The sequence below is a fragment of the Variovorax sp. CCNWLW235 genome, from assembly GCF_037204085.1.
GTDB lineage: Bacteria > Pseudomonadota > Gammaproteobacteria > Burkholderiales > Burkholderiaceae_C > Variovorax.
The window spans coordinates 123,221-139,985 of record NZ_JBBCBW010000005.1; the positions used below are offsets into that span (position 1 = coordinate 123,221).

14 protein-coding genes are annotated in these 16,765 nt (G+C 67.8%); 9 read left to right on the forward strand and 5 right to left on the reverse strand.

Going from position 1 to position 16,765, the window contains the following annotated elements; all coding sequences use genetic code 11:
• Nucleotides 1–26: 26 nt before the first annotated feature.
• Nucleotides 27–1,388 carry a hypothetical protein gene (locus V9L21_RS08155; protein ID WP_337310779.1) on the reverse strand — a complete coding sequence of 454 codons (1,362 nt, stop codon included), beginning with the start codon at nucleotides 1,386–1,388 and terminating at the stop codon, nucleotides 27–29.
• Nucleotides 1,385–4,132: a tannase/feruloyl esterase family alpha/beta hydrolase gene (locus V9L21_RS08160; RefSeq protein WP_337310781.1), complete on the reverse strand. Its 2,748-nt coding sequence runs from the start codon at nucleotides 4,130–4,132 to the stop codon at nucleotides 1,385–1,387. The genes V9L21_RS08155 and V9L21_RS08160 overlap by 4 nt, the downstream gene beginning before the upstream one ends.
• Nucleotides 4,133–4,251: 119 nt before the next feature.
• Between V9L21_RS08160 and V9L21_RS08165 the strand changes: the two genes are divergently transcribed.
• The 8 genes from V9L21_RS08165 to V9L21_RS08200 all read left to right on the forward strand — a co-directional run bounded on the left by V9L21_RS08165 (nucleotide 4,252) and on the right by V9L21_RS08200 (nucleotide 14,258).
• Nucleotides 4,252–5,172, forward strand: a complete 921-nt coding sequence (locus V9L21_RS08165) for a LysR family transcriptional regulator (RefSeq protein WP_337310783.1) — start codon at nucleotides 4,252–4,254, stop codon at nucleotides 5,170–5,172.
• Entirely contained in the window at nucleotides 5,169–6,185 is a 1,017-nt protein-coding gene (locus V9L21_RS08170) for a Bug family tripartite tricarboxylate transporter substrate binding protein (RefSeq protein WP_337310784.1), read from the forward strand. Before V9L21_RS08165 ends, V9L21_RS08170 begins: the two co-directional genes overlap by 4 nt.
• Nucleotides 6,186–6,335: 150 nt before the next feature.
• On the forward strand, nucleotides 6,336–8,123 hold the full coding sequence (locus V9L21_RS08175; protein WP_337310786.1) for an alkaline phosphatase D family protein: 1,788 nt from the start codon (nucleotides 6,336–6,338) through the stop codon (nucleotides 8,121–8,123).
• A gap of 139 nt (nucleotides 8,124–8,262) precedes the next feature.
• Nucleotides 8,263–8,766 carry a sigma-70 family RNA polymerase sigma factor gene (locus tag V9L21_RS08180; RefSeq protein WP_337310788.1) on the forward strand — a complete coding sequence of 168 codons (504 nt, stop codon included), beginning with the start codon at nucleotides 8,263–8,265 and terminating at the stop codon, nucleotides 8,764–8,766.
• A gap of 20 nt (nucleotides 8,767–8,786) precedes the next feature.
• Entirely contained in the window at nucleotides 8,787–9,773 is a 987-nt protein-coding gene (locus V9L21_RS08185) for a FecR domain-containing protein (protein WP_337310790.1), read from the forward strand.
• 158 nt (nucleotides 9,774–9,931) lie between these two features.
• Nucleotides 9,932–12,388, forward strand: coding sequence for a TonB-dependent siderophore receptor (locus V9L21_RS08190; RefSeq protein WP_337310792.1), 2,457 nt, complete (start codon nucleotides 9,932–9,934; stop codon nucleotides 12,386–12,388).
• The gene (locus V9L21_RS08195; RefSeq protein ID WP_337310794.1) at nucleotides 12,388–12,687 is read left to right on the forward strand and encodes a DUF3649 domain-containing protein; all 300 of its coding nucleotides are present in this window, start codon (nucleotides 12,388–12,390) and stop codon (nucleotides 12,685–12,687) included. Before V9L21_RS08190 ends, V9L21_RS08195 begins: the two co-directional genes overlap by 1 nt.
• The gene (locus tag V9L21_RS08200; RefSeq protein WP_337310796.1) at nucleotides 12,612–14,258 is read left to right on the forward strand and encodes a PepSY-associated TM helix domain-containing protein; all 1,647 of its coding nucleotides are present in this window, start codon (nucleotides 12,612–12,614) and stop codon (nucleotides 14,256–14,258) included. Before V9L21_RS08195 ends, V9L21_RS08200 begins: the two co-directional genes overlap by 76 nt.
• On the opposite strand, the gene V9L21_RS08205 is transcribed toward V9L21_RS08200, so the two are convergent.
• The gene (locus tag V9L21_RS08205; RefSeq protein ID WP_337310798.1) at nucleotides 14,233–14,511 is read right to left on the reverse strand and encodes a hypothetical protein; all 279 of its coding nucleotides are present in this window, start codon (nucleotides 14,509–14,511) and stop codon (nucleotides 14,233–14,235) included. The two genes, V9L21_RS08200 and V9L21_RS08205, sit on opposite strands and share 26 nt — an antisense overlap.
• 171 nt (nucleotides 14,512–14,682) lie before the next feature.
• Here V9L21_RS08205 and V9L21_RS08210 point away from each other — a divergent pair, with 171 nt between their 5' ends.
• A complete protein-coding gene (locus V9L21_RS08210) occupies nucleotides 14,683–14,901 on the forward strand; it encodes a hypothetical protein (RefSeq protein WP_337310799.1) in 219 nt (72 codons plus the stop codon).
• Between the two features lie 8 nt (nucleotides 14,902–14,909).
• Here the strand turns inward: V9L21_RS08210 and V9L21_RS08215 are convergent, their stop codons facing one another.
• Nucleotides 14,910–15,104: a hypothetical protein gene (locus V9L21_RS08215; RefSeq protein ID WP_337310801.1), complete on the reverse strand. Its 195-nt coding sequence runs from the start codon at nucleotides 15,102–15,104 to the stop codon at nucleotides 14,910–14,912.
• Between the two features lie 103 nt (nucleotides 15,105–15,207).
• Complete coding sequence (locus tag V9L21_RS08220) at nucleotides 15,208–16,671, reverse strand: TolC family protein (RefSeq protein WP_337310803.1); 1,464 nt, start codon at nucleotides 16,669–16,671, stop codon at nucleotides 15,208–15,210.
• Nucleotides 16,672–16,765: the final 94 nt, after the last annotated feature.

A 16,765-nucleotide genomic window follows, 5' to 3' on the forward strand; every position in this document is an offset into this window, starting at 1 on the left:
AGTCTCCGTCAAGTAAAAATGAAAATTCAGGGGGCTCGCACCGGCACGCGGCTCTCGAGCGCGGGCGGCTGCCAGTCGGGCTTGATGTGGCAGCCGTTCTTGCCGTCGGTGTCGTAGCGCGGCGCCAGCGATGCGCAGCGTTGCGCAAGGCTTTGCGGCGTGGGCTTTTCGCCCTTGTCGATCCAGTCGAGCAGGGCGGTAAAGAGCGCGGGGTATTCCGAATCGCTCAGGTAGCTGTGCTCGCGCTCTGCGCTGAAGCTCTGCACCAGCTGGCCGCCGGTGCCGGCGGCGTCGCGGATGCGGCGGTAGGCGTTCTCGAGCTCGACGAAAGCCGTCGGGTCGTCGATGGCATGCAGCCCCAGCGTGGGCAGCGCGGTGCGGCCGGTCGGCTGGCTGTCGGCCGCCAGGGCGCCCTTGGCCTGCGGATCGGCGGCATAGCGCAGCACGCCCGCATTGAGTGCCGCATCGTCGGCCGAGCCTTGGTAGACGACGCCGATGTTGCCGAACGGATTGCGGCCGCCCAGGCGCTTTTGAACCAGGTCCTGAAACAGCCAGGTGGCCCAGTTCAGGTGGCCGGGCAGCGAGCGCTCCTGGATCTTCACGACCGAGAGAATGGTCTTGAGCCGGGCGGCCTGCTCGGGCGTGCGCTGCGCGGCGGGCATGCCGACCCCGGTGCATTCCTTGACGCGCGCGGCCAGTTCGGCGCGCGTGAGTTTCGAATCGGCGGGCAGGCCCATCCACAGCGGGTATTGCGGCTCATCGGCACGCGGATGGTTGCGGCACACGTACTGGTACACCACGCGCAGGTCGAGCCGGAAGTCATAGGCGCTGTTGCCGCCGCCGAGCACGCCGCTGGTGAGCAGAAGGCCGTCGTAGGGCGACTTTGCATCGCCGACAGGCGCATAGAGTTCGGCCGCCTTTGCCGCCACGCCTGCGCCGTAGCTCTGGCCGTGCAGCAGGGTGCGTTGCGGCTGGCCGAAGTGGCGCACGAAGATCTGGCGCAGCCGCTCGGTGTCTTCGGCCGCCATCGTCACGCCGTAGCCGCCACGGCGGTAGGTGGAGCCGGCCCACGCGTAGCCGGCTTTCACGGTGATCGCCCAGCGCTTCAGGTCTTCCTGGCTGCGCTCGAGTTTGGGCGGCCCGGTCTCCGGGCCGCCGTGGGCATGCATCACGAGCACGCCGCGGTTCCAGTCCTTCGGAATGGCGATCCAGTAGAAAGAACCGCTGCCGTCTTCGCCTGTGTAGCAGCGCGCGGCCTCGGGCACGGGTGCGGGGCAGGGCGTTGATGCAGGTGCCTGTTTGGATGCGGGCGAGGCCGCTTGCGCGGAGAGCGGCAACGCGGTGCCCAGCAGCGCGAAAGCGGCCAGCGTGGAAAGTTGTTTTTTCAATGTCGTACTCCGAGTTCCAGCGCCGCGTTCGTTCCTGCCGTGGAAACGAATCCGAGGACGCCGCTGTTGAAGATGAAATTGCCCGGCCGGCCCGCATCGGCCTGCACCGCGCCGAGCACCGGTGTGTCGTAGCTGAGGGATGCAGAGGTGCCGCCCAGGTTGAAGCTGCTGCCCGCCACGGTGGCTTCGCGGTTCTGGCCCGTCACGGCGGCCATGGCGTAGCTGCCGTCCGCCGTGCCGGGCGTCAGCGTCTGCTGCAGGCCGAACATGCGCAGGCCGACGTTGGCGGCCGACTCGCGCACCAAGTGCAGCGGCACCGCGGCGCCGTTCACGAGCCCGATCACCATCGACCCCGTGAGCGTGCCGCCGGTGGTCACGGCGCCGCCGGTGGGCGAGGTGGTGCGCAGGTCGAAGGCACCGCGCGCGGTGTTGTAGGTGATGTAGCCCTTTTCCGTTTGCGTGCATGTGGCGTCGTAGGTCATGAACCCACCCGTCACGGCATCGCGGCAATACTGGAAGGTGCCCGCATTGCGCAGCCGCACCGATGACGCATGCGCCACAGCGGCGCCGGTGCCCTGCTGAACGCCCACCGCGTTGAAGATGTTGGCCACCGGGTTGAACACCGCCGGTGCCGCCGTGTTTTCGAAGGTGTTCTGGAACGCGACCAGCGGTGCAAAGCCGCCGCCGCTCGGCGCATTCACTCCGCCCAGCAGCACGCCGCCGGGGGCAAAGCTGAAGACCGCCGCGCTCTCGCCGCTTGCATAGCTGCAACCGCCTTGCGCCACCAGCGAGCCGCTGCGCTGCGTGCCGGCCGCGCGCTGCACGCTGGCATCGATGGTCACGGTGTAGGCCAGGGTCGCGGGATCGATGTCGACGCGCAGTTCTTCGCCGAAGCTGTTGCCGCCCTTGTAGCTGGCGGGGGCGGCCGGCAGGTTGGGGCAGGCCAGCGGATCGCCGACCTCGGTCACGCAGCTGTAGTTGACCGCCGCGTCGAGGCTGCCGCTGCCGCGGTACTTGGGCCATGCCGGAAACTGGCACAGCGGACGCGTGCGGCCATAAGTGCCGGCCACCGCATCGACCGCCACGCCGGTGGCAGGTGCCAGGCCTGCCTCCACCCAGCCCTCGAGCGCCGCGAGCGAGTCCCAGTTGGGAATGAAGCTGCCCGTGCCATGGCCCATGCCGGGCACGGTATAGAAGCGCACGTGTTCGTCCACCGCCGCCTGGCCCACCGTGGCGATGAGCTGCTTGTAGTAGTCGATGGTCGAGTTGGGGCTGATCACTTCGTCGGCCAGGCCGTGCAGCATGATGACCCGGCCGCCGCGCGCGAAGAAGGGCGCGAGGTTGGGGTTGGTGGCATCGGTCAGCGCCGACACCTCGCTCACGCGAGCGGCGTAAGCGCCGGGGTCCAGCGGATCGAAGCCGAGCGAATCGAAGCTGTCGATGCGCGTGACGAAGTACTTCACCCACTGGTCGCCCGTGACGTACATGTTGGCGTCGGCCGAAGTGGCGGGGTTGCCAGGCACCTTGCGCGTGCCCAGGTCGCGCGTGGTGTAGGGGCCCGCCACCAGCGTGCCCTCGAGGATGTTGTAGCCGCCCGCGCGCTTTACGCCGTTGGCCAGCGAGTAGGTGCTGAACTCGAGCGGCGATTCGATGGTGCGCACGGTGGCAAGCTGCGCGTCCGAAAGGCAGGTGTCGCCGGCGTCCGTGCCGCCGCTGCAGCGCAGCGACGCGAGGACTTGCGTGTTCAGCAGCCGGCAGCTTTCCACGTTGCTCACGATGTTGTCTGCCGCGCCGTCGAGCTTGTCGCAGGCCTGCATTGCGGCCTTCTGCACCAGCAGCGTCTTGGCCACGTTCATCCAGCCGGCGCCGCCGTTGCTGTAGAGCGCGCGGCCCACCGCCACGTTCGACAGCCGCGTGCCGGTGTAGTTGAGCGCGGGCTCGTTGGCAATCACGCCGTCGTAGTCCTGCGGCCAGCGCTGGATGTAGCTGAGCGCATCGCGACCACCGGTGGAGGTGCCGAGAAAGTAGGCGTAGGCGGGCTTGACGCCATAGCGCGCGAGCACCAGCGCCTGCGCCACATCGCGCGTTTTCTTGAGCGAATTGCCGCCGTAGTTGGCAAGCTGCTCGTCGTTGGCGGCAAAGCGCCCGTCGGTGATGCTGCTCGACTGGTGGCCCGAATCGTCGCCGTAGGTTGCATACCCCAGCGCAAGCGGCGCGGGCTTGCCGGCGGGGCCGAAGCGGATGACCTCGGTGCCGTCGATCAGCACGCCGTCGAAGCCGCCGCCGCCGAAGTGAATGGTCTTGCGGTTCCACTTTTCGGGCAGGTTGACCGCGAAGTTGATGGCCTGCGAAGCAGGGTCCATCGGCTGGATGGAACCGCGCACGCGGCAGTAGTCGCCGAGCCGGTTGCCGGCATCGCTTGCGGCCACCGGCGTGGCGCTGGTCACGGTGGCGCCCTGCGTGGGCAGGCTGATGAGCGAGGCGGGCAGGCTCTTGCCGACGAGATCCGCGCAGGCGACCACCGGATGTACGGGCGGCGGCGGCGGGTTGTCGGGCGGATCGGTATCGGGCGTGCTGCCATTGGACGGCGGCGGGGGCGATGCGATCGGAAAGAAACCGGCGCCGGCACCACCGCCACCGCCACCGCAGGCGGCCAGAACCAGCGAAATACCGACCGCCGCACCGAACGAGCGGCAGGCGCGAAAGGGCGCGTTGAACACTGCAGAAAAGCGCGAGGTGCGCATGGACTTGTCTCCGGAATGCGGTCTCGGTGGGCCGCTTTTTTGAATGAGCGGCCGGACGATAGGTGCACGGTGACCTAGGGTCAAATAAAATAAAGAGGCACTTTCGATATGAAAAATATATGGAGATAAGACCGCTTCGCTACTTCGTGGCTGTTGCCGAGACCGGCCACATGACGCGGGCCGCCGAACAACTGGGCATCCAGCAGCCGCCGTTGAGCCAGGCCATCAAGGCGCTCGAACGCGAGTTGGGGGTGCTGTTGTTCCGGCGCCATCCGCGCGGCGTGGCGCTCACCGATGCGGGCCGGCTGTTCCAGGTGGAGGCGCTGCGCATGCTGCAGGACATGACGGCCATGAAGCAGCGCATGGCGCGCGTGGCGAAGGGGCAGGCCGGCACGCTGGCGGTGGGCTTCACCAGCTCTGCCGCGGCGCACCGCTTCGTGCCCGAGGCGTTGCGCGCTTTTCGCCGTGCGCATCCGGACGTCGAGCTGCAGCTGCGCGAGGACAACGCGGCCGAACTCACCGAGGCGCTGGACGCCGGCCGGCTGCACTGCGGCCTGCTGCGCGTGCCGGTGGCGCGGCCCGAGGGACTGCGCTTCGAAACGCTGCTGCGCGAGCCGGTGCTGGTGGCAATGCCGAGCGACCACCGCTTTGCCCTCGCGCGCAGCAAGGCCTCGCGGCCGCTGCCGCTTGCGAAGCTGTGCGAGGAAGGCATCATCCTCGTGCGCCGTCCGGGCGCGCCGGGCCTCTACGCCGAGTTGCTGGCCTTGTGCCATGCCAAGGGCCTGCGCCCGCGCGTGGTGGCCGAGGTAGACCGCATGATGACCAACCTGAATCTCGTGGCTGCGGGTGTCGGCCTGTCGGTGGTGCCGGCCTCGATGACCGGCGTGCATGCGCATGCCATTGCCTACACCCGGCTTGCCGACGGCGGCCAGCTCGACGCGCCGCTCACGCTGGTCTCGCGCGTGGAAGAAGACAACCTGCCCGCGAAGCACTTTGCCGCGCTGCTGCGCAGGCACGCGAGCGAGAACCCCGGCTCATGAGTTTTTTACTGCGCCGTCGCCAACTGGTGCGTGAGACCGGCATCGCACTTGCCGCCGCCTGCGCCATGCCGCGGCTGCTGCGAGCGGCCCCAACGCCAATGTCAGCGTCAGCGTCATGGCCGAACCGGCCGGTGCGTTTGATCGTGGTCTACCCGCCGGGCGGCGTGAGCGACGGCATGGCCCGCGTGCTGGCCGAGCCGCTCGCCCAATCGCTGGGCGTTCCGGTGCTCGTCGAGAACCGGCCCGGCGCGGGCGGCAGCATTGGCATGGATGCGCTGGCGCGCGCCATGCCCGACGGCTGCACGCTCGCGTTTTCGGCCATCAGCCCGATCACGCTGCACCCGCTGGTTGCGCGCGTGCCCTACGACCCGTTGCGCGCCTTTGCTCCCGTGGCAAGCGTGATGCGCACACCCGTGCTCGTGGTCGGCACGCCGGCCTTTGCGGGCCGCGGCTTCCAGGAGCTGATTGCGCTTGCGCGCAGCCAGCCCGGCGCGGTGCGGTGGGCCACGTCGGGCGTGGCCACCATCGGCCACATGGTGCTGGCGCAGGTGCGCATGCAAAGCCGCACCGCCATCACGCACATTCCCTACGCGGGCGGCGGCCCGCAACTCAACGATGCACTCGGCGGGCAGTTCGAGGTGCTGTCGACCAACGTTGCCGCGCAGCAGCTGCAGTACATAGGGGAAGGGCGGCTGCAGGCGCTCGCGGTGGGTTCAACCGCGCGCATCGAGGCCTTGCCCGCGGTGCCGACGCTTGCCGAGCTGGGCTACGAGCGGGCCAATCGCGATTCGCTCTTCGGCATCTTCGCGCCGGCCCGCACGCCCGCTGCTGTGCTGCAGCGGCTCAATGCGCAGATCAACCGGGTGCTGAGCAGCGATGCGGTGCGCGCGCGGCTGCGCGGTGCGTACAACCTGCCGGTGGGCGGCGCCATCGAAGACCTTGCGCAGGAGATTGCCGTCGACCGCCGGCGCAACCGCGAGCTGGTGTCCGGCGACCGATCGCAGTTCGACTAGCCGCGCATTTCTGTCGGTTGGCTTCCGGCTGACACGCGCATAGGTACAAACCTACGCTGGAAACCAAAGTCTTCACCTTCAATGGCGCCGACGTCGAAAGGAGACTGAGGCGTGCGGTGCGTCTCGTCCTCGGCGGATCAGGAGACAGCCATGCGCACGCAGAACGAGAAGAAGAACGACCAGGCAAGCCAGACCGGCGATGACGGCGGCGGCACAGATCCCCAGCAAGCCCTGACCGGCACCACCCGACGCTCGCTCATACGCAACGCCGTGCTGTTTGCGATGTTCTCGGCCAGCGGGGTGAGCCTCACAGGTTGCGGCGGCGGTGGTGGAGGAGGCGGCGGGGGCATTGGGGGCGGCATCGGCGGAGGCGGCGGCAGCCCGCCGGTGAGCACCGGCCCGCTGTTCAAGCACGGCGTTGCCAGCGGCGACCCGTTGTCCGACCGGGTGATTCTGTGGACCCGCGTGACGGCGCCCGCACCGGGCGCCCTCAATGTCGAATGGCAACTTGCAAGCGACGAGCGTTTTGGCGTGATCATTGCGCGCGGCACGGTGAGCGCCGGCCCGGAGCGCGACTACACGGTGAAGGTGGACGCCACCGGGCTCCAGCCGGCCAGCACCTATTTCTATCGCTTTGTGGTGGGCAGCGAGGCCTCGCCCATCGGCCGCACCCGCACGCTGCCGGTGGGCGGCGTTTCGCAGGCGCGGCTGGCGGTGGTGTCCTGCTCCAACTTTCCCAGCGGCTATTTCAATGTGTATGCCGACATCGCCAAGCGCACCGACATCGACGTGGTCCTGCATCTGGGCGACTACATCTACGAATATGGCCGCGTGGGCTATGCGTCGCAGCTTGCCATTGCCATCGACCGCGTATCGACACCCGACTACGAGATCCTGACGCTTGCGGACTACCGCCAGCGGCACGCGCAATACCGCACCGACAGCGACCTGCGCGCGCTGCATGCGCGGTTTCCGATGATTGCCGTGTGGGACGACCACGACCTGGCCGACAACGCATGGTCGGGCGGCGCCGCCAACCACGACGAATCGAGCGAGGGCAGCTTTGCGGCACGGCGCGCGGCCGCCGTGCAGGCCTACCACGAGTGGCTGCCGACGCGGCTGCCCGACCCGGCCAACCCGCTGCTGATCTACCGCTCTTTCGACTTCGGCACGCTGGCTTCGCTGCACATGCTCGACACCCGGCTGATCGGCCGCGAGCGGCAGCTCACGCTCGACCAATACCTGGCCGGCGAGGCAGCCGCGCCCACGCGCCAGCTGCTGGGCCAGCCGCAGGTGGATTGGCTCTCCGCGCGCATGGCGGCCTCGGCCGGTACCTGGCAGGTGCTGGGCCAGCAGGTGCTCATGATGCGCATGACCATTCCCCTGAGCATTGCGACCGACTTCAGCCCCGAGACGCTGGGCGCCTACGTGGCCGCGCAGGCGCTGCCGGACGCCGCCCGCAGCGACAGCCAGAGGGCCTTGCTCGCCCAGCAGAAGGTGCCCTACAACATGGACGCATGGGACGGCTACCCGGCCGCGCGCGACGCCGTGCTTGCCATGGCGCGCAACCAGGGCAAGAACCTCGTCTCGCTGGCCGGCGACACGCACAACGCCTGGGCCGGCAACCTCACCGATGTTTCGGGGCAGCGGGTGGGGGTGGAATTCGGAACGTCGTCGGTGTCGTCGCCCGGTTTCGAGCGGGCAGTGCCGCTGATTGCCAACGACCTGCTGGCCGACGGGTTCCTCCGCATGGTCGACGACCTGCGCTACGCCGAAACCAGCAAGCGCGGCTATGCCGTGCTGACCCTGACACCCAGCGAAGCGCGCTGCGAATACGTCGAGGTCAGCACGGTGCTGAGCCGCGACTATTCGGTAAGAACGGCCGCCACGCTGCGCGCGCTGCCGGGCACCGGTAACCTGCAGGTGCTTGCGGCCTGAGGGTGGCCTGGGGCCGACGCGGAGCGGGGGCATTTCATCGCCCGCCTGAAACTCGCGGCATTTGTGAACCAAATAGCCAATACAATTGCGAACGATTCTCATCCGTTGCGTCAACGGCGGTTCTCCAGAAGTTCGTTTCATGTCCGCGGCCGGCCCTCTTGTTCCAACCATCGAAGTTCTCTACAGCGACCACCATGGCTGGTTGCTGGGATGGCTGCGCCGCCGTCTGGGCGATGCCTGCGATGCGGCCGACCTGGCCCATGACACCTTCGTGCGGCTGATGGCGTCATCGCGCACCGCCAGCCTCGGCGACGAACCGCGCGCCTTCCTCACGCACGTGGCCAAAGGACTTGTGGCCGACCATTGGCGCCGGCGCGAGGTGGAACGGGCCTACCTGGAAGCGATCGCGCATCTTCCTGAGCCCGAGGCACCGTCGCCCGAGGCGCGGCTGCTCATCATCGAATCGCTGATGCGCATCGAGGCGATGCTGGCCAGCCTTCCGGGCCGCACGCGCCAGATCTTTTTGCTGGCTCAGTTCGATGAGCTGACGCTCCAGCAGATCTCCGAGCGCATGGCCATGCCCGTGATCACGGTGCGCCGCCATATCCACAAGGCGCTGGTCGCCTGCATGTCCGTCGCCTGAGCGGCAGCGAGCCCGATGCAATGAATAGCCAGCGGCCGGCAACGGCAGGGGCCAGCCCCGATCCCGCACTCCTGAGCGAAGCCGCCGACTGGGTGATGACGCTGCGCTATGGAGACAACGCGCGGAATGGCCAGGAGGCGCAGGCCAACTTCGACCGCTGGCGCCAGCAAAGCCCCGCACATGCCGAGGCCTGGGCGCGGGCGGAGGCCCTGATGGGCGTGTTCGCGCAAGTGCCGGCAGGCATCGGCAAGAACGCCTTCCATGCCTTGCAGCAGCCCAACCGCCGCCGCAGCATGGGCCTGCTGGGTGCATTGCTGATTGCCGCGCCGGCCGGCTGGCTGGCATGGCGGCACATGCCCTGGCGCGAGTGGACCGCCGATGTTGCAACGGCCACGGGCGAGCGCAAGTCGATGACGCTGGCAGACGGCTCGCGCCTGGTGCTCAACACCGCCAGCGCCGTGGACATCGTGTTCACCGCCGCGGAAAGGCGTATCCGGCTGCAGGCCGGCGAGATTCTTGTGACGACGCATGCCGATCCCTCGCCCACCTATCGGCCGTTCCTGGTACAGACGCCGCAGGGCACCGTGCGTGCCATGGGCACGCGCTTCAGCGTGCGCCGCCTGGACGAAGACACCACCCGGGTCGCGGTGTTCGAAGATGCCGTGGAGATACGGGCGGTGCAAGGTGCGTCGCGTGTGCTGAGTGCCGGCGAGCAGATCGACTTCGAGGCCGGGCGCATCGGTGCGGAGCTTCCTGTGGAGGCCAGCGCCGCGCTCTGGGAGCAAGGCATGCTGCTCGCAAGAAACTTGCGGCTGGCGGATGTCGTTGCCGAAATGAGCCGCTATCGCAGCGGCGTGTTGCGCTGCCACCCCGCGGTGGCCGACCTGCGCGTGTCGGGTGCCGTTTCTCTTGCCGACACCGATGCCGGACTCGCGCTGCTGGCGCGCTCGCTGCCGCTGCGCATCGAGCAGACGACCCGCTTTTGGGTAACGGTGGCGCCGCGATAGCCGGTGGGCTTGCGCTTTTCGGCGGGGCAACGCCGCTCGCCCAAAAAATTTTTCATTTCGAGGTGATCACTTTTTCCGTCTCGTCCGGTGTGAGAGGGAATGACGCGTCGACACCGACGCGCGCCACCATCCTCACAGCTATTCAAGGACGCAGATAAATGACATCGCAGCAGGCCCGCCGGCACCGGCGCATCGACAAGTTCGCGGTTGCGATCACCACCACGGCCATTCGCGCAGCGCTTGGAGGGGCCGGCGCCTTGGCATTGGCCACGGCGCCCGTGTTTGCGGCCGAGGCGGCGGGCCCCAGCGCACGCCAGTACGCCATTGCCGGCGGCACGCTGGCCGATGTGCTGGCGCAGTACGCGGCAGCCACCGGCGTGCAGCTGGTCTTCGAGCCGGGCATGCTTGCCGGGCTGCGAAGCGGCGGGCTGCGCGGGCGCTACACGGCGCAGGAAGGCTTCGAACAGGTGCTGCGAGGCAGCGGCTATGAAGTCGTGGGGCAGGGCGCCGGTGCCTATTCGTTGCGCAAGGCCGGCGTGCCCGCGCGCAGCAGCACCGGCGACGCCGCCACGCTCGCGCCCGTGACGGTAACTGCCGCGACCGAGCGCGAAACGCCGACCGGCCGCGTCAATGGCTATGTCGCCAGGCGCAGCGCCACCGCAACCAAGACGGACACGGCGCTGATCGAGAACCCGCAGTCCGTCTCGGTCATCACGGCAGACGAAATCGGCGACCGCAAGGCCGAATCGCTCGACGAGGCGCTGCGCTACACGGCCGGTGTCACGCCCAACCTGAAGCCATGGGCGGTCGACGAGTTCTCGATGTTGCGCGGCTTCGAGCTCGGCACGGCCGGAATCTTCATGGACGGGCTGCTGACCTCCGGGCGCTCCTATGCCGCGCCCATCGAGCCCTATGGACTCGAGCGGCTCGAAGTTCTGCGCGGGCCCGCGTCCGTGCTCTACGGAAAGATGCCGCCGGGCGGCATGGTCAACGCGGTGAGCAAGCGGCCGACGGCAGACACGGTGCGCGAGATCGGCATCGAGTACGGCAGCTACAACCGCAAGCAGCTGAAGGCCGACCTCGCAGGCGCACTGGACAGCCGCAGCGAATGGACCTACCGCCTCACGGTGCTGGGGCGCGATTCGAACACCCGCCTGGACCACGACCGCGACAACCGCCTCTACATTGCGCCCGCCCTCACATGGCAGCCCAATGCCAGCACCAAGCTCACGCTGCTCGGGCGCTACCAGAAGGACAACCAGGCCTATGCGTGGCAGAACCAACTGGAGCAGCCCGGCGTGTTCGGCCAGCCGAGCCCGAGCGTGAACATCGGCGGCTACGACAACCGCTGGCGGCGCGACAACAAGATGCTGGGCTACGAGTTCGAGCACAGCTTCGACGCCACGTGGTCGGTGCAGCAGAGCATGCGCTACAGCGAACTCGATCGCTCGGAGACCAACGTGTTTCCGCGCGGCCTGCGCTCCGACGGCTACACGATGAACCGCAGCTTCTCGCCGCGCGATACGCACTGGAAGGGCTTGCTGCTCGACACGCGCGTGCAGGCGCGTTTCGACAGCGGGCCGCTGGCGCACACGCTGCTCGCGGGCGTGGACTACGCCAAGTCGCGCACCACCGACGAGTTTCCGTACGACCGGCCGCTCCTGGCGCCGATGAACCTGTTCGCACCGGTGTACACGCATCAGCCGCTCGCGCCGGCCGCCGATCCGTATGTCGACAGGGTGCCGTCCAAGCAGGTCGGCCTCTACCTGCAGGACCAGGTGAAGTGGGACCGCTGGGTTCTGACGGCCGGCGTGCGGCACGACAAGGCGGATGCCACGGGTACCCGCACCTTCGGCAGAACCGGCGAGAGCAGCGAGATCTACGACACCTCGGCCAGCGCCACCACCGGCCGCGTGGGTGTGGTGTACCTGTTCGAGTCCGGATGGGCGCCCTATGTGAATTACGCAACCTCCTTCTCGCCGGAGATCGGCAAGGACGTGAACGGCGACCTGCTCAAGCCCTCGAAGGGCCGGCAAGTCGAGGCCGGCGTGCGCTACCAGCCGGTGGGAAAGAACGCCAGCTACACGGCATCGGTGTTCGACATCGTGCGCAGCAACGTGACCACGGCGGCGCCGCAGGTGCCGGGGGAAGTCATCCAGACCGGTGAAGTGAAATCGCGCGGGCTCGAGCTCGAGGCGCGTGCCGACGTGACGGACAACATCAGCCTGATTGCCCAGTACACCTACCTCGACACCCGCATCACACGCAGCAACGACGGCGACCTGGGCCTGCCGCAGATGAGCACGCCAAAGCACAGCGCGTCCGTATGGGGCAAGTACTCGTTCCCGGTGGGCGGCTCGACGCGCGCGTTTGCCGCCCTTGGCGTGCGCTACCTCGGCAAGGCGCGCTCGGCCTGGGACACGGGCAATGCCAACATCACCAACCCGAGCTTCACGCTGGTCGATCTTGCGCTGGGCTTCGACAGGGGACCCTGGCGCTTCTCGGTCAACGTCAACAATCTCTTGAACAAGCAGTCGCTGATGGATTGCAACGGAAGCATCTGCTACCGCAGCGCGGAGCGCACGGCAAACGTGAGCGCGCTCTACCGCTTCTGATGGCGCTGGCGCGTGGCGCTGTTCGGCGCTCCCCGGGGCCACTTGTGTCGCGTATTGCGGCAGCGCTGTTCGGCGGCTACGCGCTGGCGGCGCTGACCAGCGTTGCCGCGCTGGCACTGCCCATGGGCACGGTGGAAGCGGTGCTCACAGGCATGCTGGCCAGCTTCGTGGTGTATGCGGTTGCGGCGATCTGGGTGTTTGCTGCAAAGAGCGCGGGCGGGGCATGGCTCGGCCTGGCGGTGGCCGCGGTGCCGCTGCTGGCGGCGGCATGCTGGGTGTGGTGGGCAGCGGCGGCATGACAGCCACGGCAAAGAGCCTGCGCCAGGCCATGGCCGGTCTTCACACCTGGACCGGCCTGTTGTTCGGCTGGCTTCTGTACGCGATGTTTCTCACCGGCGCGGTGAGCTATTTTCGCGAAGAGATCTCCCAGTGGATGCGGCCCGAAGTGCCGGCGCTCAGGCAAGCGCCGGACGCGGCCGCAAGCACTGCATCGGCCATTGCAGGCTTGCAGCGGCTTGCACCGGGCGCATCCCAATGGGTGATCGACCTGGCCGACGAACGCAGGAACTTCATTGCCGCATCGTGGCGCATCGGCGGCGGCCACGGCAGGGCCATGCTCGACCCCCTGACCGGCAAGGCCGTGCTTGCGCGCGAAACCACCGGCGGAGAGTTCTTCTATTACTTTCATTTTTCGCTGCACTACCTGCCGCGTGCCCCGGCGCGATGGCTCGTCGGCCTGGCCACGATGTTCATGCTCGTCGCGATCATCAGCGGCGTGATCACGCACAAGAAGATCTTCACGAACTTCTTCACTTTTCGTCCCGGCAAAGGCGCGCGCTCGTGGCTGGATGGGCACAACATGCTGTCGGTGTGGGTGCTGCCCTTTCACCTGCTGATTACCTACACCGGCCTGATCACGCTGATGACGCTGTACATGCCGTGGGGCATCGACAGCGCGCCGGGCGCGGCACAGGTGCGCCAATCGCTGAGGGCCGAAATGACGGCGCTCATGCCGCCGGGCGCGCCGAGCGGCAGGGCCGCACCGTTGGCCGATGTGGGCGCGATGGTGAACGAGGCCGAGCGGCGCTGGGGAAGCGGCGGCGTGTCGCGGCTGATCGTCGACCACCCGGGCGATGCCGCATCGCGCGTGCGGGTGGTGCGCAGCGACGCGACGCGTGTGTCCGTCAGCCCGCGTTACCTGGCGTTCGATGGCGCAGAGGGCGCATTGCTGGAGCGCAAGGACCATTCGGAACCCGCCGCTGAAACGCGCGGCGTGCTGTATGGCCTGCACTTGGGGCGCTTTGCCGGCGTCGTGCTGCGCTGGATGTACTTTCTGGCAAGCTTGGCTGGCGCCGGCATGGTTGCGACGGGGCTCGTGCTGTGGGCCGTCAAGCGGCGCGCCCGCCGCCGCCACCTCGATGCCGGGCAGCCGCCGGTCGGACTGCGGCTCGTGGAGCGGCTCAACATTGCTGCCATTGCGGGGCTGCCGGTGGCAATGGCGGCGTTCTTCTGGGGCAACCGCCTGCTGCCGGCCGGGATCGCTGGCCGCCCGGATTGGGAGATTCACTTGTTCTTCGCCGCGTGGCTGCTGATGCTGTTTCACGCAAGCGTGAGGCCCGCGCGGCGCGCATGGACAGAGCAATTCGGGGCCGCTGCCGTGCTGTGCGCCACGCTGCCGCTGTGGAACCTGCTTGCCGGCAAGCGCCACCTGCTCGCTGCCATTCGCGAGGCGGATTGGGTGTTTGCCGGCTTCGAGCTTGCGCTGCTTGCGGCAGCCGCGATGTTTGCCGCCATTTCGATGAAGACCGCCCGCGTTGGCCAGGAGCTGGAAGCCAAGCCACGCGTTACATCAGGCGGAATCCTCGGGTGAATTGCATCGAGGTCTTCGCGGAAGACTTGGGCGCAGTCCCCATCTTCGCGATTTCGGCAAGGCCGTCTTCAGTGATGCGGAGCACCGTGGCCACGCGCGACGAAGCGTAGCGCCCGGCTGGGTTGAGCGGCCCGATATCCGCCTCGATCAACCCGGTGGCCACAAGCACCGAGACATGCCGGAGCTCCTCCGGAATCACAACCCGGACCGGGAGCTGCACATGCTGCAGCCGCATCAAGAACAAAAGCGCCATGCGATTTCTCCGGTTGCCCGTCCGATCTGGATACGAGTCGGTCAAAAGAATCACAAGTTAGCGGTCGGATTTTCCAAGTGCCATTGCCGCAATGCCGTGTCGCGATGTAGGCCTTAAGCTCTACAATTTGCTTGGGAGTAACCTGGCCGCGTCGCTACCCGAGGAGAAGTTATGCCGATGAATTTCCTTCGCCGCATTGAGGACGCCTCATTCCCCTTGGCCATCCATGAAGAGGCCGACATTCAGTGCGCAGCCGTGCTGGCTGCTGCCGAGCTTATTGAGGCCAACCTCCCTGAACCTGACGACGTTTCAGGCCGTCGGGGAGTGATCTTGCGCATCACGCCCCGTGGGCGGGCGGAGCTCAGCCGGGCGCGAGAGGCACAACGCTGAAGCGCTGTTCACTTGGGTGCAGCCGGGCGTCCGTTCTGCTGCGCCGGCGCACCGGTAGCAGGAAGATTGCCTGGCCCCTCCGATGGGTCTTTGAGGCCGTAGAAGAAGAGCACGCCCACAACAACGACCGCAACAACGGCCAGCAGGGTCCACATCAATCGGCGACCGATGTCGCCCTGTTTGTGATGTTGCTTGGTTGTCATGACGCAGAGATTGACGCCCGCGAAAGCGCAATGCCATGCCGCTTTGACGTGTCTTCTTGAAGGTGGCTCTCCTACGTGGGCGCCTTAGCTTGCTCCCAAGACCTCAACGCAGGCCGATGGCCGCTGCCCTGACGGGCTCGGCCGGCCAGCCGCCGCCCAGCGCCTTGAATGCGCTGACCGCCGCGCGCGCCGATTCCGTTTGCGCCTGCGCTCTTGCATCGGCCACGCGCAGCATGCTCTCGTCGGCCTGCAGCACTTCGATCAGGCTGACGACGCCTCGCTTATAAGCCGCGAACGACGCGCCCCGCGCCCGGCCGAGCGATGCCTCTCCCTGCGCGAGCACGGCAGCCTGTTCCTCGCGCTTGACCAGCGTGGAGAACGCGTTCTCCACGTCTTCGGTCGCACGCAGTGCGGCAAGCCGATAGGCCGCGAGCAACTCTGCGTCCTGCCCCTTGGCGAGTTCGATCTGCGCATCGATACGCCCGAAGTCGAACAGCCGCCAGCGCAGGCCGAGCAGGGCCGCGGCCTGGCTCGCGCCTCCGCTGAACAGGTTGCCGCTGGCCACCGAAGTGGCGCTGCCGATCGTTCCCCCCAGCGACAGCTTCGGGTAGTACTCGGCCATGGCCACGCCGATGCGGGCATTCGATGCCGCAAGGCGCCGCTCGGCGGCAATCAGGTCGGGCCGGCGCCGCAGCAATTCAGCGGGCGATCCGGCGGCGCCGATGCGCGGCGCGACGGGAATGGCCGCTGCCGCCGCGAGTTCGGCGCGGTGCGTGCCCGGCGCCGCGCCCAGCATCACGTCGAGCGCATTCATGGCCGCGGCCTCGCCGGCCTCGAGCGCGGGCACCGATGCACGAACCTGTGCCAGCGCGCCTTCGGCCTGGCGCAACTGCAGCTCTGCGGCCAGGCCCTTGCCGTAGCGCAGATCGATTTTCGAGACCAGCTCCTGCTGTGTTGCGACTTGCCGGCGTGCAATGTCCAGGCGGGCTTGCAGGCCGCGCAGGGTGATGTAGATGTCGGCGGTCTGCGCCGCCACGGCCAGTCGCGTGGCGGCTGCGCCGGCCTCCGATGCCTGGTAGTCGGCCAGCGCGGCCTCGCGTCCCCGGCGCAGGCCGCCGAAGACGTCCAGCTCCCAGCTTGCACCCAGGTTCGCTTCGTAGGCGCTGCCGTAGCGATCGAAGCCCGGCTGCGCGTTCAGCACCTGGCCAAGCGGCGTTTCCACCGACTGGTAGGCCCTGGCGGCCTGCGCCCCGAGATTGCCCGAAGGCAGCAGGGCCGCATTCGCAGCGCCAAGCCCGGCCCGGGCCTGCGCCATGCGGGCGGATGCCTGCGCAAGATCGAGATTCTGTTTGAGCGCTTGTTCGACGTGGAGGGCCAGTTGCTCATCGCCGAAGCCGGTCCACCAAGTCACCAGCTCGGCGTTGGCGGTGGCCGATCGCTGGTCGAGGGCGGCCTCGCCGATGAACCGGTCGGGCAGGCTCACGGCAGGTCGGGCGTAGTCAGGCCCCACGGCGCAGCCTGCGAGAAGGCTGAACAAGAGGGGCAGGGCAAGGGTGCGGTGGGGCATGGCTTTGTTCCGTGAAGAGCGGCAGGAAGAACGGAAAGAAGGTCGTGAGTTGAGTGTGATTTAAGTGTGACTATAATTCAATTTGGTCACTTGT